The organism is Streptomyces sp. NPDC091972, from assembly GCF_044756385.1.
GTDB lineage: Bacteria > Actinomycetota > Actinomycetes > Streptomycetales > Streptomycetaceae > Streptomyces.
This window is the reverse complement of record NZ_JBIVSV010000005.1, coordinates 256389-282290: the sequence shown is the minus strand read 5'-3', so window position 1 is coordinate 282290 and position 25902 is coordinate 256389. Positions and strand designations below refer to the sequence as shown.

Genomic DNA, 25902 nt, shown 5'->3' with positions numbered 1-25902 from the left:
CCTCTCCTCAGTACGCCAGAGCGCGGTCGACGGCATCCAGCACCCGGTCCAGGCCCGGCAGGTACTCCTCTTCCAGCCGCGCCGGCGGATAGGGGGCGTGGTAGCCGCCCACCCGCAGCACGGGCGCCTCCAGGTGGTAGAAGCACCGCTCGGTGATCCGGGCGGCGATCTCCGCGCCGGAGCCGAAGAACACCGGGGCCTCGTGCACGACCACCAGCCGCCGGGTCTTCTCCACCGACGCCTGGATCGTGTCGAAGTCCAGCGGCGAGACGGACCGCAGGTCCAGCACCTCCAGGTTCCTGCCCTCCTCGGCGGCCGCGTCCGCGACCTCCTTGCAGAGCTTGACCATCGGGCCGTACGCGACCAGCGTCAGATCGGTGCCCTCGCGGACCACCTGCGCCTTGTGCAGCGGCCCGGGGATCGCCTCGGTGTTGACCTCGCCCTTGTCCCAGTAGCGCCGCTTGGGCTCGAAGAAGATCACCGGGTCGTCGCTCTGGATGGCCTGCTGCATCATCCAGTACGCGTCGGAGGCGTTGGAGGGGCTGACCACCTTCAGGCCCGCCACGTGCGCGAACAGCGACTCCGGGGACTCCGAGTGGTGCTCGACCGCGCCGATGCCGCCCCCGTAGGGGATGCGCACCACGACGGGCATCTTGACCTTGCCCAGCGAGCGGGCGTGCATCTTGGCGAGCTGGGTGACGATCTGGTCGTAGGCCGGGAACACGAACCCGTCGAACTGGATCTCCACCACCGGCCGGTAGCCGCGCAGCGCCAGGCCGATCGCGGTGCCGACGATGCCGGACTCGGCGAGCGGGGTGTCGATGACCCGGTCCTCGCCGAAGTCCTTCTGCAGTCCGTCGGTCACCCGGAACACGCCGCCGAGCTTGCCGACGTCCTCGCCCATGACCAGGACCTTCGGGTCGGTGTCCAGGGCGTGCCTGAGCGACTCGTTGATCGCCTTGGCCAGGGCCATGTTCTTCGTTGTCACAGTCTCCGCCGCCATGATCAGGCCCCTTCCCCATCCGCGAACGACGCCTGGTAGGCGGCGAAACCGGCCCGCTCCTCGTCGACCAGCGCATGCCCGTCCGCGTACGCGTGCTCGAAGATGGCGAAACGGTCCGGGTCCGGCATCGCACGGACCGCCTCACGCACTCGCCTTCCCAACGCCTCGGACTCGCTCTCCAGTTCCGCGAAGAATCCCTCGTCCGCGTGGTTTGCGGCCTCCAGGTACCGGCGAAGGCGCAGGATCGGGTCCTTCGCCTCCCATGCCTCGCGCTCCTCGTCGGCGCGGTACTTGCTCGGGTCGTCGGAGGTGGTGTGGGCGCCCATCCGGTAGGTGTACGCCTCCACGAGCGTCGGGCCCTCGCCCGCGCGGGCCCGCTCCAGCGCCCACTTGGTGACCGCGAGCGACGCGAGCACGTCGTTGCCGTCGACCCGCACGCCCGGGAAGCCGAAGCCCTGCGCGCGCTGGTAGAGCGGGACGCGGGTCTGCCGCTCGGTGGGCTCGGAGATGGCCCACTGGTTGTTCTGGCAGAAGAACACCACCGGGGCGTTGTAGACCGCGGAGAAGGTGAACGATTCGGCCACGTCGCCCTGGCTGGAGGCGCCGTCGCCGAAGTAGGCGATGACCGCGGAGTCGGCGCCGTCCTTGGCGACGCCCATCGCGTAGCCGGTGGCGTGCAGCGTCTGGGAGCCGATGACGATCGTGTAGAGGTGGAAGTTGTTGCTGTTCGGGTCCCAGCCGCCGTTGTTCACACCCCGGAACATGCCCAGCAGGTTGGTCGGGTCGACCCCGCGGCACCAGGCCACGCCGTGCTCGCGGTAGGTCGGGAAGACGTAGTCGTCGTCGCGCAGTGCCCGGCCGGAGCCGATCTGGGCGGCCTCCTGGCCGAGCAGCGAGGCCCACAGGCCCAGTTCGCCCTGGCGCTGGAGGGAGGTGGCCTCGGCGTCGAAGCGGCGGGTGAGCACCATGTCGCGGTAGAGGCCGCGAAGCTCTTCGGGAGTGATGTCGGCGACGTACTTGTCGTACTCGGCGTTCTTGACGCGCTTGCCCTCGGGCGTCAGAAGCTGAACCAGTTCGGGCTTGGTGCTCGGGGACTTCCTCGTCCCGGCGCTGCGTCGCGGCTTGCGCGCGGCAGTGCTCTCCACGGTCACGTGTGCTCCTCCGTCGGTCCGGCCCCCGGGGTTGCCGGGTGTACCAGTGCGGCTCACCTGTTGCCGACACCCGTGCACGGGGTGGGTGCCACTCGGCCGGAACAGGCGTGACAGGTGCCCCGGCGAGCGCCCTGCAAGAATCACGTTACCCAGTGCTCCACATTTCTGTGAAACCCCCTTTGACCTGCGATTTTGCTTGGATTTCCAAGTAAATCGGAAAAGGGCCGAAGGGGTGCTGGTCACAGCCTTGCAGGAGGCCGGAGCAACGGCACGTTATCCCGTCTACCCAGGTCACCGGAAGACTTATCGGCTGCGACTTGCCGAGTGAGCGAAGAAGGAGAAATCAGCGTATTTCGCGGATACGGCCCCGTCGGCGGGCCGGTACGGCCTGACCGAAGGAGACCGACCGCGACTTACTGTGGCGGTCTGTGACTTCCTGTGACAACGCCCAGCTCACGGCCCTGATTCGTGCCCTAGCATCTGGCGCGTGCCGCGCTCTCCCGTACCACCCCTCATGCCTCACGCGCCCCCGCTGGGCGCCCTCCTCCGCCAGTACGCCGCCGGCTCCGCCCTCGCCTGCGATCCCATCGACCAGGGCCTCCTCAACCGCGGCTACCGGCTCCGCACGACCCGCGGCCACTACTTCCTCAAGCACCACTTCGACCCCGAGACGGCCGCCCCCGAGGCGATCGCCCGCCAGCACCGCGCCACCCAGCGCCTCGCCGCCCTCGGGGTGCCGGTCGCCCCGCCCCTCCCCGCCCGTGACGGCCGCACGGTCGCCGTCGTGGGCGGCCACGCCTACGCCCTGCACCCCTGGATCGAGGGCCGCCACCGCCACGGCGGCCAGCTCACCCCCGGTCAGTGCGGCCGTCTCGGGGCCCTGCTGGGGGTGGTGCACGCGAGCCTGGAGCGGGTGATGCCGGTGCAGGGGTGGGAGGGGATGGTGCCCCCGCAAGGGCGGGAGGGGGCGGAGAAGGGTGCGCGGGCGGGCGGGGGCGCGCGAACGGGTGGGAGCGCCCCCGGCTCCCGTGGGGAAAGGCCGTCCGGCGATCGGCCGGCCACCGGGACCAGGGCCCCCGGCGGCCCCGACGGAGACGCCGCCGACGCCGGTGCCGACCCCGCCGCCACGTTCGCCCTCATCGACGACCTCCTCGCACGCGTGCTCCGGCACCGTCCCGCCGACTCCTTCGACGAACTGGCCCGGCACCGGCTCCTGGAGCGGCGGGCCCTGCTCGAACAGCACGTGGGACGGCGGCCCCCGCACGGCGGACCGGTGGGCTGGGTGCACGGGGACTTCCATCCCTTCAACCTGCTCTACCGGGGTGACGCCCCCGCCGCGATCGTCGACTGGGACCGGCTCGGTGTGAAGCCCCGCGCCGAGGAGGCCGTACGCGCCGCCGCGATCTTCTTCGTACGGCCCGCGGGCACACTCGACCTGCCGAAGGTGCGGGCCTACGCGCGCGCGTACCGGCGTACGGCGGGCGCCACGCCCTCGGAGCTCGCGGCGGCCGTGCACCGCGTGTGGTGGGAGCGGCTCAACGACTTCTGGATGCTGCGCTGGCACTACGAGCGCGGCGACACCCGCGCCGATCCCCAGTTCCCGGCGGCCTCGGCGCTGGTGGTGTGGTGGACGCGGGAGTACGACGCGGTGTGCGACGCGTTCGTGGGCTGACGCGGGGGCCGGGAAAAAGCACGCGCGCGGAGGCCGGGAAACAGCACGCGCGCGTGGCCCCGGGAACGGGCCACGCGCGCGTGAGGCGTCACCGCCGGGTCAGGAGTCGCCGCCCTCGCCGCCGCTGTCCGAGCCCCCGACCAGGCCGCCGGTCGGCTCCGCGGTGTTCGTGGGCTCGGCGGTGTTCGTGGGCTCCGCCGTGTCGGACGGCTCCGTCGCCGTTTCGGACGGCTGCGTCGCCGAGGGCGAAGGGGTGTAGGAGGGGGTGTACGACGGCGTCCAGGACGGCGTGTAGCCGGAGCCGCCCGAGCTGCCGTTGTCGTCCGTGGAGGTGTCCGTCTCCTCGCTGGTCGCGTCGTCGCTCGGCGTCTCGCTGGCCGTCCGGTCGTCGGTGGTCTTCGAGGTGGTCGGCGACACGGAGCTGCCGGTGCCGCCACCGCTGCCGCCGCCGTCTCCGTTGTTGAGCGCCAGGGCGACACCCGCCGCGACGGCGATCACCGCGAGGACGGCGAGGATCCACAGCTTGCCGCGGCCGCTGCCCCGGTTGCCGCTCCCCTCGAAACCGCCGTCGTCCCCGCCGCCGTAACCGGAGGGCAGGATCGGCTGCGGGATCTGGGTGGTGCCGGAGGCGGCGCCGGGGTGCGTCAGCACGCTGGTGCTCGCGAAGCCCGCGGCGGGCGTGCCGCGGCCGTCGTGCGCCGTCACCGGGCCGGTGTTCCAGGTCCCGGTGTGGCCGCCCTGGTCGTACAGCATCTGCAGGCCGTACTGGACGAGCCCGCGCATCTCCTCGGCCGTCTGGAAGCGGTCGTCGGGGTCCTTCGCGAGCGAGCGCATGACCAGGCCGTCGAGCTCCGGCGGGACGGCGTCGGAGACCTGCGACGGAGGCGTCGGGATGTCCTGGACGTGCTGGTAGACCACGGACAGGGGGGTCTCGCCGGTGAACGGCGGACGCAGCGCGAGGAGTTCGTACAGCAGGCAGCCGGTCGCGTACAGGTCGGAGCGGTGGTCGACGGCCTTGCCGAGGGCCTGCTCCGGGGAGAGGTACTGCGGGGTGCCCATGACCATGCCGGTCTGCGTCATCGTCGTGGACGCGCCGTGCAGGGCGCGGGCGATGCCGAAGTCCATCACCTTGACGGCGCCGTTGTGCGTGATGATCACGTTGGCGGGCTTGATGTCGCGGTGCACGATGCCGTGCTGGTGCGAGTAGGCGAGCGCCTCCAGTACCCCGGAGACGATGATCAGGGCCTGCTCGGGTCCGGGCGCCTCGGCGTTGAGCAGCAGATCCCGGATCGTCCGTCCCTCGACGATCTCCATGACGATGTACGGCACCGACTGGCCGCCCACGAAGTCCTCGCCGGAGTCGTACACGGCGACGATCGCGTGGTGGTTGAGGCCGGCCACGGACTGGGCCTCACGCGTGAAGCGGGCCTTGGAGGTCGGGTCCTCGGCGAGGTCGGCGCGCAGCAGCTTGACCGCCACGGTCCGGCCGAGCCGTACGTCCTCGGCCGCGAACACCTCGGCCATTCCGCCCCGGCCGAGTCTGCGGGTCAGCCGGTACCGGCCGTCCCCCACCAGTCCGCCGTTACCCCACAGCTCCGGCGCATCTGACATTCCGCCGCCAGTCGCCTCGGGGTCGGACGGGCCCTGAGCGCGCTGCTGCTGTGCCATCGGTCCTCGCCGTCGTTTCTGCCCGCGGTGCGCGCGGTGTTGTTACGGTCTCCGTCGGCCACGCTACAGCCTTCGCGCAAGCCGCCGGTCCGGGATGAGCCCGGGGACCGGCCTGCGACGGACCGGCCATCAAACCTGTACTAGGTCTCGGCGTGCAAATCCTGTGTACCGGCCGTAGGGGCGCTGTAACGCCCGCACGACCTTTCTTTCGCGTACGGACACGGAACGGGCACCGCGTCCGCCGGGCGGCGAGGCGTCGGCTGGTGGCCAAACTCACGAAGAAGAACCCGAACGAGCGTTTCCCACCGGTGACATGACAGAGGTGACCAGAAAGGCCCGGCAGCGTCCGCTGCCGGGCCCTTGTCGGTCGTGGTTACAGGTACGGTCCGCCCGAGCGGCCGCCCGCGCGCGGGTCGATGCCGTCCTCCTGGCCCCCGACGCCCGGCGGGAGGGCGCGGCGCATCTGCTCGAGCTGGGCCCGCGCGGCCATCTGCTGGGCGAACAGGGTGGTCTGGATCCCGTGGAAGAGGCCCTCCAGCCAGCCCACCAACTGGGCCTGGGCGATGCGCAGTTCCGCGTCGCTCGGGGTCGCCTCCTCGTTGAAGGGCAGGGAGAGCCGCTCCAGCTCCTCCACGAGCTCCGGGGCGAGCCCGTCCTCCAGCTCCTTCACCGAGCTGGCGTGGATCTCCTTGAGGCGGGCCCGGCTGGCCTCGTCGAGGGGAGCCGCGCGCACCTCTTCGAGCAGCTGCTTGATCATGCTGCCGATGCGCATGACCTTCGCGGGCTGCTCGACCATCTCCGTGACCGGGACCTCGCGGGACTCGTCGTCACCCCCGCCGCCCAGTGCCATCCCGTCCTGGCCCACGACCAGGATCTGGGGACTTTCCGGCGAACCTTCGTTCCTCGGCATCTCCATGCCGCCATTCTCTCGCACCCGTACACCTCACCACTGAGGTGCCCCCGCTGTGTGCTGATCCACCGGTCCCGGAGCAGATCGCCCCCATGGCGACATCCGTAATGCCGGTTATGCGACTGAATGCCAGTCTTGTTCCGTGACTCTCTGGCTGCGCGCGACGGTGCTGGCGATCGTGGTGGGCTCGAGCGCGACCGTCGTCCTGCCGCAGGCCGACCGGGCGTACGGCACCGAGCTGACGCCGCGCGTCCCCGCGAGCGCGCCCGACCGGCGGCCGGCGGACCCGGTCGACGGCCCGCTGCGCGGGGTCGTGCGCACCCCGGCCGCCGCCACCCGGTCACCGGCCTCCGCACCGGCCCACCCGGCACCGCCGAGCACCCCGGGGTCGTACCCCACCGGGCTTCCGCCGCACCCCGCCCCGGCCTCCCGCTCGGGCGGCCAGTCGAGCCCGCCGTCGGTTCACGGTCCACGGGACCCCGCCTCCGCGTCGGCGGTCCGCTCGCACTCCTCGCGCGGCGACGGGCCGGAGCGGGCCTCGCCCCCGGCCTCCCTCGCGCCCTCCCCCTCGGCCGCCACCCCCTCGCGGGCCGGGAGCCGTGCGGGCGAGGGGCGGGAACGGCCGGGCCGGCGGGAGGAACCGGCGACGGAGGAAGCGGAGAGCACGGACATCGGGGGGACCGACGCCGGGGACGGTGACCTCACCGCCGTGTCGGAGCCGCCTCAGCGGACCGCCGTGGCCCGGCCCTCCCGCTCCGCGGAACGGCCGGTGGCCGGGCCCAGGGTGTTCATCCTGCCGCTCGGCACCGGGCTGGTGCTGGTCGGCGTGGGCCTCGGCCTCGGCCTGTTCGCCCTGCGGCTGCGGCGCGGGTAGGGCCGTTCAGCGATGGCTGCGGCGCGGGCCGCTTCGCACCGCGGCCGGGGCAGGGCCCTTTCACGCTCCGGCCGCGGCGCGGGCAGGGCCTTCGCCGTGGCCGAGGCGCGGGCAGGGCTTTCGCCGTGGCCGTGGCGCGGGCCGGACCCTTTCGCGGCGGCGGGCGCACGGGCACGGACCTTCCGCCGTGACCCGCGACGCCGGCAAGGCCCTTTCGCCGTGGCCGAGGCGCGGGCAAGGCCCTCTCGCCATGGCCTCGCCGCCGGCCGGACCCTTTCGCCGTGGCCGGGGCACGGGCACGGACCTTCCGCCGTGGCCCGCGGCGCCGACCGGCCCCTTTCGCCGCGGCCGGGGCGCAGGCCGGGCCCTTTCCACCGTGGCCGAGAGGCCGACAAGGCCCTACCGGCAGGTCTACGGCGTGACCAGGAGGACCTTGCCGATGTGGCCGCTCTCCTCGACGACCCGGTGGGCGGCGGCCGCGTCGCTCATCGGCAGCTCGCGGTCGACCACGGGACGGATGTGCCCGGCGTCGAGCAGGGGCCACACGTGCTCGCCTACGGCCGCAACGATCGCCGCCTTCTCGTCCAGCGGCCGCGCCCGCAGCGAGGTGGCGCTGATCGCCGCGCGCTTGTTCAGCAGCGCGCCGATGTTCAGCTCGCCCTTGGCACCGCCCTGCAGGCCGATGATCGCGAGCCGTCCGTTGACGGCGAGGGCCTTGACGTTGCGGTCGAGGTACTTCGCACCCATGTTGTCGAGGATGACGTCGGCGCCCGCCCCGTCGGTGGCCTTGCGGACCTCCTCGACGAAGTCCTGTTCCCGGTAGTTGATCAGGACGTCCGCGCCGAGCTCGGCGCAGCGCTCCAGCTTCTCCGGCGTGCCCGCGGTCACCGCGACCTTGGCGCCCACGGCCTTGGCGAGCTGGATCGCCATGGTGCCGATGCCGCTGGAGCCGCCGTGCACCAGCAGGGTCTCGCCGGGGCGCAGGTGGGCGACCATGAAGACGTTCGACCAGACCGTGCAGACCACCTCGGGCAGCGCGGCCGCCCGCTTCAGGTCGACGCCCTGGGGCACGGGCAGCACCTGCCCGGCCGGCACGGCGACCTTCTCGGCGTAACCGCCGCCCGCGAGCAGGGCGCACACCTCGTCGCCCACGGCCCAGCCGGAGACACCGGGGCCGATCGCGGCGATCCGTCCGGAGCACTCCAGACCGGGGTAGGGGGAGGCGCCGGGCGGGGGGTTGTAGAAGCCCTGCCGTTGCAGGATGTCGGCGCGGTTGACGGCCCCGGCCACCACCTCGACCAGCACCTCGCCCTCGCCGGCCACGGCATCCGGCACCTCGCTCCAGACCAACGCCTCGGGTCCACCGGGTTCGGGAATCGTGATCGCATACATGGGCCCGACGCTACTCCTGGTGCCCCGCCCCTCCTCGGTGCCCGGTCCCCGTTCCCCAGTCCCCGTTCCCCGGTCCCCGTTCCCCGGTCCCCTGGGTTCTCCGTCCTCGGACCGGACTTCCGAAATTCGCTGTGCGCCACCGATGAGTTTGCGCGACGGTAAAGGTCTCCCCATGCGTAGCCCAAGCACGCGGAAGGAACCCCGCCCATGAGCCAGCACACGTCAGCCCTGGCGATCGAGACCGCGGGCCTCGTGAAGACGTTCGGCGAGACCAGGGCCGTCGACGGAGTCGACCTCGCGGTGCCGGCCGGCACGGTCTACGGCGTCCTCGGCCCGAACGGCGCCGGCAAGACCACCACCGTGAAGATGCTGGCCACCCTGTTGCGGCCCGACGGCGGCGAGGCCCACGTCTTCGGACACGACATCGTCCGCGAGGCCGACGAGGTCCGTGGCCGGGTCAGCCTCACCGGCCAGTACGCCTCCGTCGACGAGGACCTGACCGGCGCCGAGAACCTGGTCCTGCTCGGCCGTCTCCTCGGCCACCACAAGAAGGCGGCACGCGAGCGTGCCGGGCAGCTCCTGGAGGCGTTCGGTCTCTCGGACGCGGCCGGAAAGCAGGTCAAGCACTACTCCGGCGGCATGCGGCGCCGTATCGACATCGCCGCGTCCATCCTCAACACCCCCGATCTGCTCTTCCTCGACGAGCCCACCACCGGTCTCGACCCGCGCAGCCGCAACCAGGTCTGGGACATCGTGCGCGCGGTCGTCGCCCAGGGCACCACCGTGCTGCTGACCACGCAGTACCTGGACGAGGCCGACCAGCTCGCCTCCCGGATCGCCGTCATCGACCGGGGCCGGGTGATCGCCGAGGGCACCAAGGGCGAGCTCAAGGCCTCCGTGGGCGCCGGGACCGTCCATCTGCGCCTGCGGGACGGCGGGCAGCGGGCCGAGGCGGCGGAGATCCTGCGGCGGGCCCTGGACGCCCGGGTGCAGCTCGAACCGGACTCGGTCGCGCTGACGGCCCGGCTCGCCACCGCGGCCGGCGACACGGCCGCCGAACAGGCCTCCCGCGCCCTGGCCGAACTGGCCCGCACCGGCATCACCGTCGACAACTTCTCGCTCGGCCAGCCCAGTCTGGACGAGGTGTTCCTCGCCCTCACCGGGCACGACACGCACGAGGGCCGCGACCCCGGCGGTTCCGACGGTGCCCGTGACTCCCGTGACTCCCGCGACGACAAGGACGAGGTGGCGGCATGAGCACCGCGACACAGACCGAGACCCAGGACCTCGCCCCCGTCAGCGCAGAGTCGCTGGCCGCACTTCTGGTCACCGGGGAGCGGCCGCCGCGCCCGAGCGCGCTGTCGGCCTCGCTGACCTTCGGCTGGCGCGCGGTCCTCAAGATCAAGCACGTGCCGGAGCAGCTCTTCGACGTCACCGCGTTCCCGATCATGATGGTGCTGATGTACACGTACCTCTTCGGGGGTGCCCTGGCCGGGTCCCCGAAGGAGTACATCCAGTTCCTGCTGCCGGGCATCCTGGTGATGTCGGTCGTGATGATCACGATGTACACCGGGGTCTCGGTCAACACCGACATCGAGAAGGGCGTCTTCGACCGCTTCCGCTCGCTGCCCATCTGGCGGCCGTCGACGATGGTCGGCTATCTGCTCGGCGACGCCCTGCGCTACACGATCGCCTCCGTCGTGATGCTCACCGTCGGCGTGATCCTCGGCTACCGCCCGGACGGCGGGGTCGGCGGGGTGGTCGCCGGGATCGCGCTGCTCGTCGTCTTCTCGTTCGCGTTCTCGTGGATCTGGACGATGTTCGGGCTGCTGCTGCGGACCGAGAAGTCGGTGATGGGCGTCAGCATGATGGTGATCTTCCCGCTGACCTTCCTGTCCAACGTCTTCGTCGACCCGAAAACCATGCCGGGCTGGCTTCAGGCCTTCGTCAACAACAGCCCGATCACCCATCTGTCCTCGGCCGTGCGGGAGCTGATGGCGGGCGACTGGCCCGCCGACGAGATCGCCTGGTCGCTGGGGTGGGCGGGCCTGTTCCTGGCGGTGTTCGGACCGGTCACCATGCGGCTGTACAACCGCAAGTGATCACTGCGAGGGCATCGGGGGGAGCGGTCGGGCGTCGGGTGCCACCTGGGTGCCCGGCGTCGCCCGCACGATGGTGATCAGCCGGTCCGTCAATTCCAGCGTGCCCACGGCCGGATCGTCGTAGCCGAGCACCCGGTGCCCGCGCAGAACGCTCACCACCAGGTCGTCCATCTCCCTCGGCTTCCTGCCCACCTCGGCCTTTATGACGGGCCGCTCGACGATGTCGAGGCCGCTGCCCTGCTGGATGAGGTCCTCCATCACCATGCCGGCGGCGGGGCTGAGCACCGACAGACCGAGGAGCCGGCCGGCCGCGCTGGCGCTGGTGATGACGGCATCCGCGCCGGACTGCTTGAGCAGCGGCGCGTTCTCCTCCTCGCGCACGGCGGCGACGATCTTGGCGCCCCTGTTGAGCTGCCGGGCGGTCAACGTCACCAGGACCGCCGTGTCGTCGCGCTGGGTGGCGATGATGATCTTCCGGGCCTTGTGCACCTCGGCGCGCTTGAGCACCTCGCTGCGGGTGGCGTCCCCGGCGATCCCGGCATAGCCGTCGGCGGTCGCGGCCTCGATCGCCTTGGCGCTGGGATCGACCACGACGACCTGTTCCTTCTTCAGTCCCGTGGCACAGACGGTCTGGATCGCGGACCGGCCCTTGGTGCCGAAGCCGATGACGACGGTGTGGTCGCGCAAGGTGGACCTCCAGCGGTTGAGTCGCCACTCCTCCCGGGTGCGTTCGGTGAGAACTTCGAGCGTCGTGCCGACCAGGATGATCAGGAACAGCACGCGCAGGGGCGTGATGACGAAGATGTTGGTGAGCCGGGCACCATCGCTGACCGGGGTGATGTCGCCGTACCCGGTGGTGGAGAGGGTGACGGTCGCGTAGTACCAGGCGTCGAGGAAGTCGACGGACTTGTCGGAGTTGTCGTTGTAGCCGGCGCGATCCGCGTAGACGATCAGGGCGGTCGCCGCGAGGACCAGCAGGGCCATCAGCACCCGCTTGGCGACCTGGCGGAACGGATGCTCCACCACCTTGCGCGGCAACTTCACCTTGTGGGTCACGAGATGCTCGTCCGCCTGGCGGGCGATCGCGTCATGGCCCGGAAGTTTCACGTGAAACACACCCCGATTCCGGCGGACGCCCAGGGCAGGTCGAGCAGTTCGGCCTCCTGCCCCGGCCGGGTGCCCCCGGGCGGTACGACGGCAAGGGCATCGGCGGCCGCGATGCCCCGCAGCATGGCCGGGCCGTTGTAGTGCAGCGGGATCGCGCTGTCGCCGCGCAGGACGACCGGGACGAGCCGGGTGTCGTGCGGGTGCCCGTGGGTCTCGTCCCTGAGGGGCATGGTGTACGGCTCCGGGGCGGGGCGGGCGGCCAGGGTGCGCAACAGCGGTTCGGCGAGCGTGAGCAGGCCGGAGACGGCGGCGAGGGGGTTGCCCGGCAGACCGACGAGGTGCTGGTTCTCCTTGGTGCGGGCCAGCAGCATGGGGTGACCGGGGCGCACCTTGACCCCGTCGACCAGAAGTTCGGCGCCGATGCGGTCCAGGATGGGGTGGACGTGGTCGACAGGTCCGGCCGCGGTGCCGCCGGTCGTGACGATCACGTCGGCCTTGGATCCGGTGACCGCCTTGTGCAGGGCCGGGGCGGAGTCGCCGAGCCGGCGGACGGCCGTGACCTCGGCGCCGAGCGCGCGCAGCCAGGGCGGGAGCATGGGGCCGAGGGCGTCCCGGATCAGTCCGTCACGCGGGGTCCCCTCGGTGAGCAACTCGTCGCCGAGGACCAGGACTTCGACGCGGGGGCGGGGGACGACGGCGAGGGTGTCGTACCCGGCGGCCGCGGCCAGGCCGAGGACGGCCGGGGTGGCGAGGGTGCCGGGCGGCAGGAGCTGGTCGCCGCTGCGGCACTCCTGAGCGCGCGGGCGGATGTCCTGGCCGTGCACGACCTCCCGGGTGGCGTGCAGCCGGCCCTTCTCGTCGGTCTGCCCGTGTTCGCTGCGCAGGACGGCTGTGGTGTCCGGGGGGACACGCGCGCCGGTGGCGATCCGGGCCGCCTCGCCGTCGGTGAGCGGCGCGGGCTCGGCATGCCCGGCGAGCAGGCCCTCGTCCCGCACGGCCCAGGGGCCGGGCCCCGCGACCGCCCAGCCGTCCATGGCCGAGGTGTCGAAGGAGGGGAGGTCGGTGAGGGCGTCGAGGGGCGCGGCCAGGGTGAGGCCGAGAGCCTCGTCGAGCCGTACGGAGACGGGGGCGCGGCCGGCGCCGCGGGTGACCGCGCGGGCGGCCCGGGCAGCGGCGGCCCGGGCCTCGGGCCAGGGGGTCGCCCGGTGGTGGGCGTCCGGCCCGGCTCCCGGGCCGGAGCCCTGGGGCGGGGGCGCGGAAGGGCGACGGCCACCGGGGTGACCGGTGCCGTTGTCTTCTCTCACCAGGGCCAGCGCCTCCTCGACGTCGAGGTCGTCGGCGTCCCCGGCGGGGCCGGTGTGGTCGCCGGTGCGCACGGACCGGGCGGTCATCCGGCGTCCGGGCGGGTGTCCGAGGCCCCGTCGGGCGCGGCGGTCTGCCCTTCGGCCTCCTCGGCCCAGCGCAGGGCGAGGGCCGCGGCCTTGCGGGAGGCCTCGGCGACCGCCTCGGGACCGCCACCCGCCTTCGCGGCGGCATAGCCGACGAGGAAGGTGGTCAGCGGTGCCGCGGGCCTGGCCACGCCGTGCGCGGCGTCACGGGCCAGGTCGAGCAGCACGCCGGTGTCGACGTCGAGGTCGATCCCCAGCTCGTCCTTGACTGCGGAAATCCATTCATCCAACACGTGCCCATGCTCCCTGATGCGTGCCCTGGCGGTGGCGATGTCGTCCCAGGTGTCGCAGTCGAAGGCCGCGACCGGGTCGGGGACTCGGGTGAGGTCGAGCGCGGCGGTCAGCCGGCGCAGGGGAAGGCCGGTGAGAGCGCCGTGCTCCTTCGTGAGCGCGGCGAGCTCGTGGCGCAGCGAGGGCGTGCGGTACGCGGCCACCAGCGGCTGGTCGCGGTTGTCGCCGTCGGTGAGCAGCACTCCGTCGGCGCCGCCCGTGCGCAGCACCGTCAACAGCAGGCGGGCGGTGCCCTCCTGGAGGAAGGGCAGGTCGGCGGAGAGCACCAGGACGTACCGCGCCGTGACGTGCCGCAGGCCGGCGTCCAGGGCGGCCAGCGGACCGCCGCCGGGCGGGTCCTCGCGGGCCCAGGTCACCGGCCGGGCGGTCGGGCGGGGGTCGGCGACGACGACGGTGGTGCCCGCGTCGGCGCAGGCCGCGAGGACACGGTCGAGCAGGGCTCGGCCGCCCACCCGCACGCCGGGCTTGTCGGCGCCGCCGAGCCGCCGGGCGGCGCCCCCGGCGAGCACGACCACGTCGTACACAGGACCGGCGGCTGGGTCGCGCGAGGGCTCGTACGAGGTCACCCCCTGAGTATGCGTGCCGTCGCGATCACAGGGAACGTGCGGCGGCGCCGGGATCTCGGTGGGCGGGTGTTCCGCTCACAGGGTGCGCAGGAGCACCGCCGGCTGTTCCACGCAGTCCGCCACGTACCGCAGGAAGCCGCCCGCGGTGCCGCCGTCGCACACCCGGTGGTCGAAGGTGAGTGAGAGCTGGACGACCTGACGCACCGCCAGCTCACCCTCGTGCACCCACGGCTTGGGGACGATGCGGCCGACGCCGAGCATGGCCGCCTCGGGGTGGTTGATGATCGGCGTGGAGCCGTCGACACCGAACACGCCGTAGTTGTTCAGCGTGAAGGTGCCGCCGGTGAGGTCCGCGGGGGTGAGGGTGCCGGTGCGGGCCGCCTCGGTCAGCCGCGCGAACTCCGCGGACAGCGACTCGGCGTCCCGCGTGTGCGCGTCCTTCACGACCGGTACGACCAGTCCCCGCTCGGTCTGCGCCGCGAAGCCCAGGTGCACGGCGTCCAGTCGCACGATCTCCCGGGCCGCCGTGTCCACCGTCGAGTTGAGCTCGGGGAAGCGGGCGAGAGCGGCGGTGCAGATCCGGGCGAGCAGCGCGAGCAGGGAGATCTTCGGTCCGCCGGCCGCGTTCATGGCGGCACGCGCGCGCATGAGTTCCGTCGCGTCGGCGTCCACCCAGCAGGTGGCGTCGGGGATCTCGCTCCGGCTGCGGGACAGCTTGTCGGCGACCGCGCCCCGGACGCCCTTGAGGGGGACGCGGGTCCCCGCGGACGCGGGGGCCGGGGCCGCCGCAGGGGTCTGCGGAGCGACTGCCGGTGCCGGTTCCTGTGCCGCGGCTGCGGGGGCCGGGCGCGCCTGGGAGGCGGCGGCACGCAGCGCGTACTCGACGTCGGCCCGCAGGATCAGTCCGTCGGGGCCGGAACCGGTGAGCTCCCTGAGGTCGAGGCCGTGCTCGCGGGCGAGGCGGCGGACCAGCGGGGAGATCACGGGGACGGGCCCCTCGACCACCTCGGGCGGCGCCGGCCGGCCGTTCACCGGCACGGTGACCTGCTGTTCCCGGCGCACCCTGCGCCTGCGCGCGGGTGCCTCGGAGGTGCCGTACCCGACCAGGACGTTCCCCGAGCCTCCCGTCTGCGCGTCGGCGTCGGACGCGGACGCCGGGGCCCCCACCGCGACCGTGATGAGGGGTGACCCGACCGGGAGTTCACTGCCCTCCTCGCCGAAGCGGGCCGTGACGACACCGGCGTAGGGGCAGGGGACGTCGACCATCGCCTTGGCCGTCTCGACCTCGACGACCGGCTGGTCGACCGCGACGACATCGCCGACCTCCACCAGCCAGCGGACGATCTCCGCCTCCGTCAGGCCCTCGCCGAGATCCGGCAGCCTGAACTCCAGGACCTGCGCCATCAGCTCTCCGCCTCCCATTGCAGACGCCCGACGGCGTCCAGGATCCGGTCCACGCCGGGCAGGTGGTGACGCTCCAGCATCGGCGGCGGGTAGGGGATGTCGAACCCGGCCACGCGCAGCACCGGCGCCTCCAGATGGTGGAAGCAGCGCTCCGTGACCCTGGCCGCGATCTCCCCGCCCGGTCCGCCGAACCCGCCCGACTCGTGCACGACGACCGCTCGCCCGGTCCGCCGTACCGAGGCAGCGACCGTGTCGTCGTCGAAGGGCACCAGTGAGCGCAGGTCGACGACTTCGAGGTCCCACCCCTCCTCCCGCGCGGCCTCGGCGGCTTCGAGGCACACGGGTACGGACGGCCCGTACGTGATGAGTGTGGCGCTCCGGCCGGGGCGCCGCACCACCGCGCGGCCTATCGGTTCAACGGTCTGCGGGTCGTCCGGGTTCCAGGAGTCCTTCGACCAGTACAGCCGCTTGGGCTCCAGGACGACGACCGGGTCGTCGGAGGCGATGGCGGCACGCAGCAGTCCGTAGGCGTCGGCGACGGTCGCGGGCGTGACGACGTGGAGTCCCGGGGTCGCCATGTAGTAGGCCTCGGAGGAGTCGCTGTGGTGCTCGACGCCGCCGATGCCGCCGCCGTAGGGGACCCGGATGGTGATCGGGAGCGGCATCGCCCCGCGGGTGCGGTTGCGCATCCTCGCCACATGGCTCACGAGCTGTTCGAACGCCGGGTAGGCGAAGGCGTCGAACTGCATCTCCACGACCGGCCGCAGCCCGTACATCGCCATGCCGACGGCCGTGCCGAGGATGCCCGCCTCGGCGAGCGGGGTGTCCGTGCAGCGGTCCTCGCCGAACTCCTCGGCCAGTCCGTCGGTGACCCGGAAGACGCCGCCGAGGGTGCCGACGTCCTCACCCATGACGTGCACGGTGGGGTCGGCCGCCATCGCGTCGCGCAACGCGCGCGTGAGGGCCTGCGCCATGGTGGCCGGCTTGAGGGCGACGGTGGTCATCGGTGCGTCCCCCCGTGGGTGTCGTGCTCGGCTTCGAGCTCGGCGCGCAACTGGGCCTGCTGCTCGCGCAGTTGCGGGGTGGGCTCGGCGTAGACGTGGGCGAACAGGTCCATCGGGTCGAGGACCGGGTCCTGGTTCATGCGCTCGCGCAGCCCGGCGGCGAAGTCCTCGGCGTCCTGGCGCACGTCCTCGATGCCGGCCTCGTCGATCAGACCGCGCTCGGTCAGTTCGTGCTCCAGGAGGGCGATCGGGTCGTGTCCGCGCCAGGTCTCGACCTCGGCGTCGCCGCGGTAGCGGGTCGCGTCGTCGGCGTTGGTGTGGGCGTCCACGCGGTAGGTGATCGCCTCCACCAGGGTGGGTCCGCCGCCCGCGCGCGCGTGCTGCACTGCGGCGGTGAGGACCTCGTGCACGGCGGCCGCGTCGTTGCCGTCGACCAGGCGGCCGGGCATGCCGTAGCCGACGGCCTTGTGGGCCAGCGACGGTGCCGCGGTCTGCTTGGCGAGCGGGACGGAGATCGCGAAGCCGTTGTTCTGGACCAGGAAGACGACCGGGGCCTGCCAGACGGCGGCGAAGTTCAGCGCCTCGTGGAAGTCGCCCTCGCTGGTGCCGCCGTCGCCGACCATGGCGAGCGCGACCACGTCGTCGCCCTGGAGACGGGCGGCGTGCGCGAGGCCGACGGCGTGCGGGAGCTGGGTGGCGAGGGGGGTGCACAGCGGGGCCACGCGGTGCTCGCGCGGGTCGTAGCCGGTGTGCCAGTCCCCGCGCAGGAGGGTCAGCGCCTGGACGGGGTCGACGCCGCGGGCGACGGCGGCGAGGGTGTCGCGGTAGCTGGGGAAGAGCCAGTCGCGGTCCTGGAGGGCCAGCGCGGCGGCGACCTCGCAGGCCTCCTGGCCGGTGCTGGAGGGGTAGACGGCGAGACGGCCCTGCTTGGTGAGAGCGGTGGCCTGCGTGTTGTAGCGGCGGCCGCGCACCAGCTCGGCGTACAGCCGGCGCAGCAGGGCCGGGTCGGCCTTCGCGGCCGCGTCGGTGCCGAGGACGCGATGGGGTTCCGCGTCGGGCAGCAGGGGCGCGGGGTCCGTGCGGGGCTGCCAGGCGGGCGGCGGCGATGGCCGATACGCGCCCCGCTGCTCCATGACCGTCATGACGGCACCTCCTCGTGGGAGCGGCTGGTGGCGCACCACGGGTGTGAGGCGCCTCACCTACCGATTGTTCGGTCGTCGGCACATTTTGGCTACAGGCCCCCTCAGGCTGTGGACAAACGGTTCTCCACACCCTGAGATGGACGCAGTACGTCCATGGTAGGGAGGCGGGGGGACATGGCACCTGAACAAATGGCCGAAGGCGCGGAGGGCGGTACCCCCCTTCCACCCCCGCGTCCGCTCGACGCCATCGATCAGGACATCCTCCAGATGCTCCAGGCGGACGGCCGCGCCTCGATACGGTCGGTCGCCGAACGGGTCCACGTCTCCCGGGCCAACGCGTACGCGCGGATCAACCGGCTCGTCGAGGACGGGGTCATCCGTGGCTTCGGCGCCCGCGTCAACCACGAGCGCGCAGGGCAGGGCACCTCGGCCTACATCACCCTGAAGATCGTCCAGAACTCCTGGCGCACGGTCCGCGAGCAGCTCCGGCAGCTTCCCGGGGCGTCGCACATCGCGCTGGTGGGCGGGGACTTCGACGTACTGCTCCTGGTCCACACCCCGGACAACAGGTCCCTGCGCGAGCTGGTCCTCACCCGCCTCCAGGCGATCCCGGAGGTCCTCAGCACGCGCACCCTCCTGGTCTTCGAGGAGGAGGACCTGGAGCCGCAGGGCTGAGCTCAGGACGCCCGGCGCAGACCCCCGAAGATCAACTGGGCGACCGCGTCCGCCACTTCGCGTTCGTTCATCCCCCGGCCGTCCGGGCGGTACCACTCCACGATGGAGTTGATCATTCCGAAGACCAGGCGGGTCGCGAGGCGCACCTCCACGTCACCGCGCACGTCGCCGTCGGCCGCGGCCGCCTTGAGGAGCTCGGCGACCCGGTGGTCGAAGTCGCGGCGCCGCTCCAGGGCCCACCGCTCGGTGTCCGTGTTGCCGCGCACCCGCAGCAGCAGGGTCACGTACGGCAGCTCGGCGATCAGCACCTCGACCATGCGCCGCACGACGTACTCCAGGCGCTCGCTGGCGCGGCCCACGCGCGCGTGCTCCTCGTCGAGGATGCCGAAGAGGCCGTCCAGGGCCCGGCTGACGGCCCGGCGCAGGAGCTCCTCCTTGCCGGCCACGTGGTGGTAGATCGACGACTTGGAGATGCCCGCCGCCTTGGAGAGGTGCTCCATGGAGGTGCCGTCGTAGCCGCGCTCGTTGAAGACCTGGACGGCGACGGACAGCAGTGTCTCGGGGGTGTACGTGTCGCGCTTGGCGGTCGTCATGAGGTGCTGCCCTCCCGCTTGTCGGAGGCGTACGCGTGCCGGTACAGCGCGAGCGAGGGCGCGTACCGGCCGGACGGGTCGCGCAGGTGCAGGTCGTCGAGGAGGGCGTAGGCCCAGTTGCGGCCGAGCCTGCGGCTCCACTCGAAGGGCCCGAGCGGGTAGTTCACCCCGAGCCGCATGGCGGTGTCGATGTCCTCCTGGGTGGCCACGCCCTTGGCGACGGCGTCGTGCGCCAGGTCGACGATCCGGGCCACCGTACGGGCGACGATCATGCCGGGCACGTCCCCGATGACGCTGACGTCCTTGCCGAGCGCCTGGAAGAGCCCGACGGCCTCGGTGAGCGTCTGCTGCGAGGTGTCCTGGGAGGCGGACAGCGCGATCCGGGTGGCCCTGCGGTAGTCGAGCGCGAGGTCGAAGTAGACGACGTCCCGGAACTCCACCGAGGTCTGCCCGTCGGCCAGCGCGAGCTGCCCACCGCTCGGCAGCACCAGACGGGTGCCGTGGTCCTCCTCGTCCTCGCGGACCTGGATGCCCGCCTCGCGGATCAGCGCGAGCAGCTCCGAGGCGGGGCCCAGATCGCCCTCGGCGACGACGTACGCGGGCGCCTGGGCCGGCTCCGCGGTGTGCGGCTCGTCGCGCTCGGCGCCGTCCGCGTAGTCGTACCAGCCCCGTCCGCTCTTGCGGCCGAGCCGGCCCGACTCGACCAGGCGCTGCTGGGCCAGGGAGGGCGTGAAGCGCGGGTCCTGGAAGAAGGCGCGCCACACGGAGTGCGTCACGGACTCGTTGACGTCCTGTCCGATCAGGTCGGTCAGCTCGAACGCGCCCATCTTGAAGCCGCCGCACTCGCGCAGGACCGCGTCGATGGTGGCGGGCTCGGCGCCCTGCGCCTCGTAGACGGCGAACGCCTCGGCGTAGAAGGGCCGCGCGATGCGGTTGACGATGAAGCCGGGGGTGTCGGCGCAGGCGACCGGCGTCTTGCCCCATGCGCGTGCCGTCTCGTACGCGCGCGTGGCCGAGGAGACGTCGGTGGCGAAACCGGAGACGACCTCGACCAGGGGCATCAGCGGGGCGGGGTTGAAGAAGTGCAGGCCCACGAAGCGGCCCGGGTGGCGCAGGGCGCCGGCGACGGCCGTCACCGACAGGGAGGAGGTGTTGGTGGCGAGCAGGCAGTCCTCGCCCACCACGTCCTCCAGCTGCGCGAAGAGCTGCTGCTTGACGTCGAGCCGCTCCAGGACCGCCTCGACGACCAGGGTGCAGTCCGCGAGGTCGGTGAGGTGCTCGGCGGCCGTGAGGCGGGCGCGCGCGGCGTCCCGGTCGGCGGCGGTGAGCCGGTCCTTCTCGACGAGCCGGTCCAGCCGGGCGCCGATCACGTCGGCCGCCTCCCGGGCCCGGCCGGGGACGGCGTCGTAGAGCCGCACCGGGTGCCCGGCGACCAGTGCGACCTGGGCGATGCCCTGGCCCATGGTGCCGGTGCCGACGACGGCCACGGGGCTGCTGAGGTCGAGTCCTGTCATGTGCGCGATCCTCCCGCACGGGGTTTTCCACAGATGCGGCGGACCCCCTTGTCCCGACCGATCGTTCGGTTACTCTAACTCTGACTGCCCGCCCGTCGCCCACCACCACCCTGAACGAGACGCTTCGCGCCACATCTTCTGACAATCCTGCCCATGTTTCTGCCCAGGTCATGAGCTCGACGAAGAGTTCGAAAGACGAGGAGTTGGTCCCGCATGGCCGCCGAACTGACCGCCCACGATCTGATCGCCCAGCACCGGCCCACGCTCGACCAGGCGCTCGAAGCGATCCGCACCCGCGCGTACTGGTCCCCGCACCCGGAGCACCCCAAGGCCTACGGCGAGGACGGCAGCCTGGACATGGCGGCGGGCAAGGCCGCCTTCGACGCCCTGCTGGGCACCCGTCTGGACCTCGGCCAGCCCGGCACGGACGGCTTCGTGGGCGGCGAGGTCTCGCCCTACGGCATCGAGCTGGGCATCGAGTACCCGCACGCGGACGTGGACGTCCTGCTGCCCGCGATGAAGGCGGGCCAGAAGGCGTGGCGGGACGCGGGCGCGGAGATGCGCGCGGTGGTGTGCCTGGAGATCCTCAAGCGGATCAGCGACCGCACCCACGAGTTCGCGCACGCGGTCATGCACACCAGCGGCCAGGCGTTCATGATGGCGTTCCAGGCGGGTGGCCCGCACGCCCAGGACCGCGGCCTGGAGGCGGTGGCCTACGCATACGTGGAGCAGGTCCGCACCCCCGACACCGCGGAGTGGACCAAGCCGCAGGGCAAGCGCGACCCGCTCGCGCTCACCAAGCAGTTCACGCCCGTCCCGCGCGGGATCGGACTGGTCATCGGCTGCAACACCTTCCCGACGTGGAACGGCTATCCGGGCCTGTTCGCCTCCCTGGCCACCGGCAACGCGGTCCTGGTCAAGCCGCACCCGCGCGCGGTGCTGCCGCTGGCGCTCACCGTCCAGGTGGCGCGGGACGTCCTGAGCGAGGCCGGCTTCGACCCGAACCTGGTGGCCCTCGCCGCCGAGCGCCCCGGTGAGGGCATCGCGAAGACCCTGGCCACCCGCCCGGAGATCCGGATCATCGACTACACCGGCTCGACGGAGTTCGGCGACTGGCTGGAGGCCAACGCCCGCCAGGCGCAGGTCTACACGGAGAAGGCCGGCGTCAACACGGTGCTCGTGGAGTCGGCCGCGAACTACAAGGGGATGCTCTCCAACCTGGCGTTCTCGCTGTCCCTGTACAGCGGCCAGATGTGCACCACCCCGCAGAACCTGCTGATCCCCCGCGACGGCATCCGCACCGACGAGGGCCCCAAGACGTTCGACGAGGTGGTCTCGGACCTCGCCCGCTCGGTCGACGGCCTCCTCGGCGACGACGCCCGCGCGAACGCGCTGCTGGGAGCCATCGTCAACCCGGACGTGAAGGCGCGTCTGGAGGCCGCGGCGGGCCTGGGCGAAGTCGCCCTGGCCTCCCGGGAGGTCGCCCACCCGGAGTTCCCGGGCGCGGTCGTGCGCACACCCGTGATCGTCAAGCTCGACGGGGCCAAGCCGGACGACGAGGCCGCCTACATGAGCGAGTGCTTCGGGCCCGTCTCCTTCGCCGTCGCGGTGGACTCGGCCGCCGACGCGGTGGAGCTGCTGCGGCGCACGATCCGTGAGAAGGGCGCGATGACGGTCGGCGCGTACACCACCGACGAGCAGGTCGAGCAGGCCGTCCAGGAGGTCTGCCTGGAGGAGGCGGCACAGCTGTCGCTGAACCTGGTCGGCGGGGTCTACGTCAACCAGACGGCCGCGTTCTCCGACTTCCACGGCTCGGGCGGCAACCCGGCCGCCAACTCCGCGCTGTGCGACGGGGCGTTCGTCGCCAACCGGTTCCGGGTGGTCGAGGTGCGCCGGGAGGCCTAGGAGCCGCCGAGACTCCAGTGGTAGAGCGTCATCGCCACACTCGTCGCCAGGTTGTAGCTGGAGACCTGGGGGCGCATCGGCAGCGCCACCAGATGATCGGCACGCGCGCGCAGTTCGGGCGAGAGCCCGCTGCGCTCCGAGCCGAACGCGAGGACGGCGTCGTCCGGGAGCTTCACCCCCCGGATGTCGTCGCCCTCCGGATCCAGGGCGAACACCGGTCCTGGCGGCAGCTCGGCGACCGTCAGGCGCTCCACTGCGGTCGCGAAGTGCAGTCCGGCCCCACCGCGTACGACGGTCGGGTGCCAGGGGTCGAGCGTGCCCGTGGTGACCACCCCGGTCGCCCCGAAACCCGCGGCCAGGCGGATCACGGCCCCGGCGTTGCCGAGGTTGCGGGGATTGTCGAGGACCACGACCGGGGCGGTGCGCGGGGTGTGCGCGAGCGTCTCGAGACGGTCGGCCCGGGACGGCCGTACGGCCAGGGCCGCGACCGCCGTGGGATGCGGGCGCGGCACGAGTGAGGTGTACGCCGACTCCGGGACCTGCGTGAGCAGCGCGTCCAGGGTGTCCCGTACGTCCGGCGCCAGCTCTTCGGCCAGGGCGAGCGCGGCGCCCCGGTCGACGGCGACCGCCACCGGGATCTCGGCACCGAAGCGCACGGCGTGCTTGAGGGCGTGGAAGCCGTCGAGCAGCACGGAGGTGCCGGCGAGCCGGTGCCACAGGGTCACGGGGTCGGGGCCGGTCGTCATGCGGGGAAGCCTACGTGGCGGGGATCGGGGTTCTCGGGGTCGCCGGGATGGTCGCCGGGGCGGTGGGTGGGGTTCTCGGGGCCGTGGGCGGGGTTCTCCGGGGCGCCGGAGTGATCGGCCGGACGGTGGGAGGGCGGCGGGGGCTGCGCGGCGCCCGGCTCCGTCGGCAGGACACTCGGCTCCATCGGGGCGGGTGGGGTCTTCGGGGCTCCCGGCTCCGACGGCAAGGTCGCCGCGACTGCCGGCTCCGTCAGCAAGGACGCCGTGGCTCCCGGCTGCGTCGGCGGGAGCGGCCGGACGGGAGCCTGTCGCCCCGTGCCGGCCCCGCCCGCCAGGCGAGCCCGCAGCCGTGCACGCACGCGTGCGGCCCCGTCGCCGAGCCGGCGGAGGAACGTCGTCGGCAGGAAGACCGAGTCGGCGGCGATCATCGCCAGCGAGAAGAACGGCAGGCCGAGGACGACCGCGATCACCGCGTGCTCCGTGATCATCGCGGCCAGCAGGACGTTCTTGACCCGCCGGTTGAACAGCGTGAACGGGAAGGCGACCTGTACGGCGACCGTGCCGTACGTCACCAGCATCACCATGACGCCGTTCGCCGAGAGCAGGTCGGCGAGGGCGGGCCACGGGGAGAAGGACTCCAGGTGGAGGGGGTAGTAGACGGCGGTGCCGTCCTGCCAGCGAGAGCCCTGGATCTTGTACCAGCCCGCCGTCGCGTAGATGAGACAGGCCTCGGCCATGATCACGAGGAGGGCACCGTTGTGGACGACGTTGGCGACGACGTCGAGCGTGATCCGCGACTGTCCGGACCGGGAGAACCTCCCGACCGCCCACCACACTGCCTGCGCCAGCCACAGGGCCCACAGGATCGCCGGGACGAGCCAGTCGCCGTTCAGCTTGTCCAGGAAGGCCGCCGACACCAGCACGAGCCCGAGGACGGCCCACAGGGCCGGGCCGACGCGGTCCACGACGTGCTCGCCACGCGCGTGTGCCTGCCGCGTGCGCCGGGCCCGCCGCTCGTCCAGCGACCAGACCTGGCCGCAGCGGGTGAAGACGAGGTAGACGCACATCAGGTGCAGGACGTTGTCGCCGCCGTCACCCATGAAGACGCTGCGGTTCTGGAGCGAGAGCACGCCCACCATGAAGAGCACGGACATCGTGCGGGTGCGCCACCCGAGCAGCAGCAGAAGGCTCGACACGACCGCGAGCACGTAGACCGTCTCGAACCAGAATTGGCCGTCCGACCACATCAGGGCCGTGAACGCGCCGTTGAGCGAGATCAGCTGCTCGGCGAGGTTCCAGCTCCACGGGCCGTCCGGGCCGTACAGCTCCTGGCGGTGCGGGAACTCGCGCAGCAGGAACAGCAGCCAGGTGGCGCTGAAGCCGATGCGGATCATCGCGGTCTGGTAGGGGCCGAGGGCGGCCTCGGTGACGCGGGCGATGCCGTGGGAGACCGCGAGGGCGAACCGGTTCACCGGGCGCTCCCCTCGGTGTCGTCCGCCGTCACGGGCCACCAGGGCAGTTCGCGGTAGACGGGCTGCACGGTGACCTTCTCCTCGCTCCACTTCGGCGGGGGCACGGTGGAGGTCCGGGAGCGGACCTGGACGCTCACGAGGGTGCCGGTCGGCGCGGTCACGTGGTCACGTTCCAGGCGCAGTACCACGATGCGGCGGAGATACGTCTCGGACAGGGTGCCGCGCAGGCCGACCGGGCGGTTGTCGGTGCCGTGGGTGGCGACGAAGAGGTCCCAGGAGCGGCGCAGTTCGTTCTGCTGGGTGTGGCTGGGCAGCAGGTTGCCGTCGACGGCCCGGCCGTCCTGGGCGGACAGGTCGTACCAGCCGGTCGTACGGCTGCCGCCGTCGGCGCTCCGTATCCGGGCCCGGACCTGCACCGCGATGTTCTGCTGCAACGGGTTGGGCGCGAAGAGCTTCCAGTTCTGCTCGAACTCGGGATAGACCCAGTCGTCGATCGCCCTGCCGTGCTGCTTGGTCACCGTGTTGGGCGGGGCGACGTGCAGGAACACCATCCCGACGTGCACGCAGACGGCTACGGCGACGACGGCGAGCGCCAGCACGACCGCGATCTGGTAGCGCAGGGAGAGGGCGGCGACGCCGACGGGCGGGGCGGGCGGGGGCGGAGCGGTCGGGGGGAGGGCGGCCGGAGGCGGGGCGGCCGGAGGCGGGGCGGTTGTGCGTATCGCTGCGAGGTCGGAGGGGTGGGGGGCGAGGGCCTCGGCGTTCGGTTCGGGTGCCGACTCCTGCGGCTCGGTGAGTGGAGCGTCCGGCTCCCCGGGCACTTCCGGAACACGCGGCACGCCCGGAACACGCGGCACGCCCGGAACACGCGGCACTCCCGGCCCCTCCGATACGTGCGGCTCACCGGCCACGTCCGACTCAAGCACCCCGTCCGGCTCACCCAGCACCTCCGGTCCGCCGGAAGAACCGGGCCCGGGCCCGGGCTCGGGCTCGGGGGCACCGCCCGGGCCGTCCGGCCCGCTCGAAGCGCCCGGTCGCCGCCGGGCGTCCGAGCCTCCGTCGTACGCGTCCATTCCGCCCCGTTCCCGATTCCGGTCCGTCCACCGCCGCCCGGCCGCGGAAGGCGGCGGCACCCCGTGGCCGGCGCCCGCACCCGCCTCGCCGCCGCGGTTGGCTGCACGGCACGGTACTCACCCCGACCGCCCCGCACAGCCCCTTCCGAACGGCCCCGCCGTGGCCGTTCTCACTACGGCCTCGGTTTTC

General features: G+C 72.6%; 22 protein-coding genes. 6 read left to right on the top strand and 16 right to left on the bottom strand.

Annotation, left to right across the window (positions count from 1 at the left end; translation table 11 throughout):
• Positions 1-7 precede the first annotated feature (7 nt).
• Positions 8-1003 carry an alpha-ketoacid dehydrogenase subunit beta gene (locus ACIQJT_RS17020; RefSeq protein WP_402644152.1) on the bottom strand — a complete coding sequence of 332 codons (996 nt, stop codon included), beginning with the start codon at positions 1001-1003 and terminating at the stop codon, positions 8-10.
• A gap of 2 nt (positions 1004-1005) precedes the next feature.
• A complete protein-coding gene (pdhA, locus tag ACIQJT_RS17015) occupies positions 1006-2154 on the bottom strand; it encodes a pyruvate dehydrogenase (acetyl-transferring) E1 component subunit alpha (RefSeq protein WP_053853162.1) in 1149 nt (382 codons plus the stop codon).
• A 514-nt stretch (positions 2155-2668) separates the two neighbouring features.
• Here pdhA (ACIQJT_RS17015) and ACIQJT_RS17010 point away from each other — a divergent pair.
• Positions 2669-3826: a phosphotransferase gene (locus ACIQJT_RS17010; RefSeq protein ID WP_402644148.1), complete on the top strand. Its 1158-nt coding sequence runs from the start codon at positions 2669-2671 to the stop codon at positions 3824-3826.
• A gap of 99 nt (positions 3827-3925) precedes the next feature.
• Here the strand turns inward: ACIQJT_RS17010 and ACIQJT_RS17005 are convergent, their stop codons facing one another.
• Complete coding sequence (locus tag ACIQJT_RS17005) at positions 3926-5494, bottom strand: protein kinase domain-containing protein (RefSeq protein ID WP_365453167.1); 1569 nt, start codon at positions 5492-5494, stop codon at positions 3926-3928.
• Between the two features lie 373 nt (positions 5495-5867).
• Positions 5868-6410, bottom strand: coding sequence for a bacterial proteasome activator family protein (locus ACIQJT_RS17000; protein ID WP_365453164.1), 543 nt, complete (start codon positions 6408-6410; stop codon positions 5868-5870).
• A gap of 136 nt (positions 6411-6546) precedes the next feature.
• Here ACIQJT_RS17000 and ACIQJT_RS16995 point away from each other — a divergent pair, with 136 nt between their 5' ends.
• The gene (locus tag ACIQJT_RS16995) at positions 6547-7278 is read left to right on the top strand and encodes a hypothetical protein (RefSeq protein ID WP_402644145.1); all 732 of its coding nucleotides are present in this window, start codon (positions 6547-6549) and stop codon (positions 7276-7278) included.
• A gap of 411 nt (positions 7279-7689) precedes the next feature.
• On the opposite strand, the gene ACIQJT_RS16990 is transcribed toward ACIQJT_RS16995, so the two are convergent.
• Positions 7690-8670, bottom strand: coding sequence for an NAD(P)H-quinone oxidoreductase (locus ACIQJT_RS16990; RefSeq protein WP_402644143.1), 981 nt, complete (start codon positions 8668-8670; stop codon positions 7690-7692).
• A 207-nt stretch (positions 8671-8877) separates the two neighbouring features.
• Here ACIQJT_RS16990 and ACIQJT_RS16985 point away from each other — a divergent pair, with 207 nt between their 5' ends.
• Positions 8878-9927 (top strand): ATP-binding cassette domain-containing protein, encoded by a 1050-nt coding sequence (locus tag ACIQJT_RS16985; RefSeq protein WP_365453155.1) that lies wholly within the window; start codon positions 8878-8880, stop codon positions 9925-9927.
• On the top strand, positions 9924-10772 hold the full coding sequence (locus ACIQJT_RS16980; RefSeq protein WP_402644140.1) for an ABC transporter permease: 849 nt from the start codon (positions 9924-9926) through the stop codon (positions 10770-10772). The genes ACIQJT_RS16985 and ACIQJT_RS16980 overlap by 4 nt, the downstream gene beginning before the upstream one ends.
• Here ACIQJT_RS16980 and ACIQJT_RS16975 read toward each other — a convergent pair whose 3' ends face one another.
• The 6 genes from ACIQJT_RS16975 to pdhA (ACIQJT_RS16950) all read right to left on the bottom strand — a co-directional run bounded on the left by ACIQJT_RS16975 (position 10773) and on the right by pdhA (ACIQJT_RS16950) (position 17734).
• Positions 10773-11879, bottom strand: a complete 1107-nt coding sequence (locus ACIQJT_RS16975; protein WP_402644137.1) for a potassium channel family protein — start codon at positions 11877-11879, stop codon at positions 10773-10775. It abuts the gene before it with no gap.
• On the bottom strand, positions 11876-13270 hold the full coding sequence (locus tag ACIQJT_RS16970; RefSeq protein ID WP_402644134.1) for a molybdopterin molybdotransferase MoeA: 1395 nt from the start codon (positions 13268-13270) through the stop codon (positions 11876-11878). Before ACIQJT_RS16970 ends, ACIQJT_RS16975 begins: the two co-directional genes overlap by 4 nt.
• Positions 13267-14184 carry an NTP transferase domain-containing protein gene (locus ACIQJT_RS16965; protein WP_402644131.1) on the bottom strand — a complete coding sequence of 306 codons (918 nt, stop codon included), beginning with the start codon at positions 14182-14184 and terminating at the stop codon, positions 13267-13269. The genes ACIQJT_RS16970 and ACIQJT_RS16965 overlap by 4 nt, the downstream gene beginning before the upstream one ends.
• Positions 14185-14259: 75 nt before the next feature.
• Positions 14260-15588 (bottom strand): dihydrolipoamide acetyltransferase family protein, encoded by a 1329-nt coding sequence (locus ACIQJT_RS16960; RefSeq protein ID WP_402644128.1) that lies wholly within the window; start codon positions 15586-15588, stop codon positions 14260-14262.
• A complete protein-coding gene (locus ACIQJT_RS16955; protein WP_402644126.1) occupies positions 15588-16592 on the bottom strand; it encodes an alpha-ketoacid dehydrogenase subunit beta in 1005 nt (334 codons plus the stop codon). The genes ACIQJT_RS16960 and ACIQJT_RS16955 overlap by 1 nt, the downstream gene beginning before the upstream one ends.
• A complete protein-coding gene (gene pdhA, locus ACIQJT_RS16950; RefSeq protein WP_402644123.1) occupies positions 16589-17734 on the bottom strand; it encodes a pyruvate dehydrogenase (acetyl-transferring) E1 component subunit alpha in 1146 nt (381 codons plus the stop codon). The genes ACIQJT_RS16955 and pdhA (ACIQJT_RS16950) overlap by 4 nt, the downstream gene beginning before the upstream one ends.
• Positions 17735-17908: 174 nt before the next feature.
• Between pdhA (ACIQJT_RS16950) and ACIQJT_RS16945 the strand changes: the two genes are divergently transcribed.
• Entirely contained in the window at positions 17909-18409 is a 501-nt protein-coding gene (locus ACIQJT_RS16945) for an Lrp/AsnC family transcriptional regulator (protein WP_373413200.1), read from the top strand.
• A 2-nt stretch (positions 18410-18411) separates the two neighbouring features.
• Here ACIQJT_RS16945 and ACIQJT_RS16940 read toward each other — a convergent pair whose 3' ends face one another.
• Entirely contained in the window at positions 18412-19002 is a 591-nt protein-coding gene (locus ACIQJT_RS16940) for a TetR/AcrR family transcriptional regulator (RefSeq protein ID WP_365453134.1), read from the bottom strand.
• Positions 18999-20516 carry a 3-hydroxyacyl-CoA dehydrogenase gene (locus ACIQJT_RS16935; RefSeq protein ID WP_402644120.1) on the bottom strand — a complete coding sequence of 506 codons (1518 nt, stop codon included), beginning with the start codon at positions 20514-20516 and terminating at the stop codon, positions 18999-19001. The genes ACIQJT_RS16940 and ACIQJT_RS16935 overlap by 4 nt, the downstream gene beginning before the upstream one ends.
• A 213-nt stretch (positions 20517-20729) precedes the next feature.
• Here ACIQJT_RS16935 and paaN point away from each other — a divergent pair, with 213 nt between their 5' ends.
• Positions 20730-22421 (top strand): phenylacetic acid degradation protein PaaN, encoded by a 1692-nt coding sequence (gene paaN, locus ACIQJT_RS16930; RefSeq protein WP_402644117.1) that lies wholly within the window; start codon positions 20730-20732, stop codon positions 22419-22421.
• Here the strand turns inward: paaN and ACIQJT_RS16925 are convergent.
• The 3 genes from ACIQJT_RS16925 to ACIQJT_RS16915 are packed head-to-tail and all read right to left on the bottom strand — an operon-like array spanning position 22418 to position 25712.
• Positions 22418-23167: a TrmH family RNA methyltransferase gene (locus tag ACIQJT_RS16925; protein WP_402644114.1), complete on the bottom strand. Its 750-nt coding sequence runs from the start codon at positions 23165-23167 to the stop codon at positions 22418-22420. The genes paaN and ACIQJT_RS16925 overlap by 4 nt on opposite strands.
• A complete protein-coding gene (locus ACIQJT_RS16920) occupies positions 23164-24639 on the bottom strand; it encodes an HTTM domain-containing protein (protein WP_402644110.1) in 1476 nt (491 codons plus the stop codon). The genes ACIQJT_RS16925 and ACIQJT_RS16920 overlap by 4 nt, the downstream gene beginning before the upstream one ends.
• Positions 24636-25712: a DUF5819 family protein gene (locus tag ACIQJT_RS16915; protein WP_402644107.1), complete on the bottom strand. Its 1077-nt coding sequence runs from the start codon at positions 25710-25712 to the stop codon at positions 24636-24638. The genes ACIQJT_RS16920 and ACIQJT_RS16915 overlap by 4 nt, the downstream gene beginning before the upstream one ends.
• Positions 25713-25902: the final 190 nt, after the last annotated feature.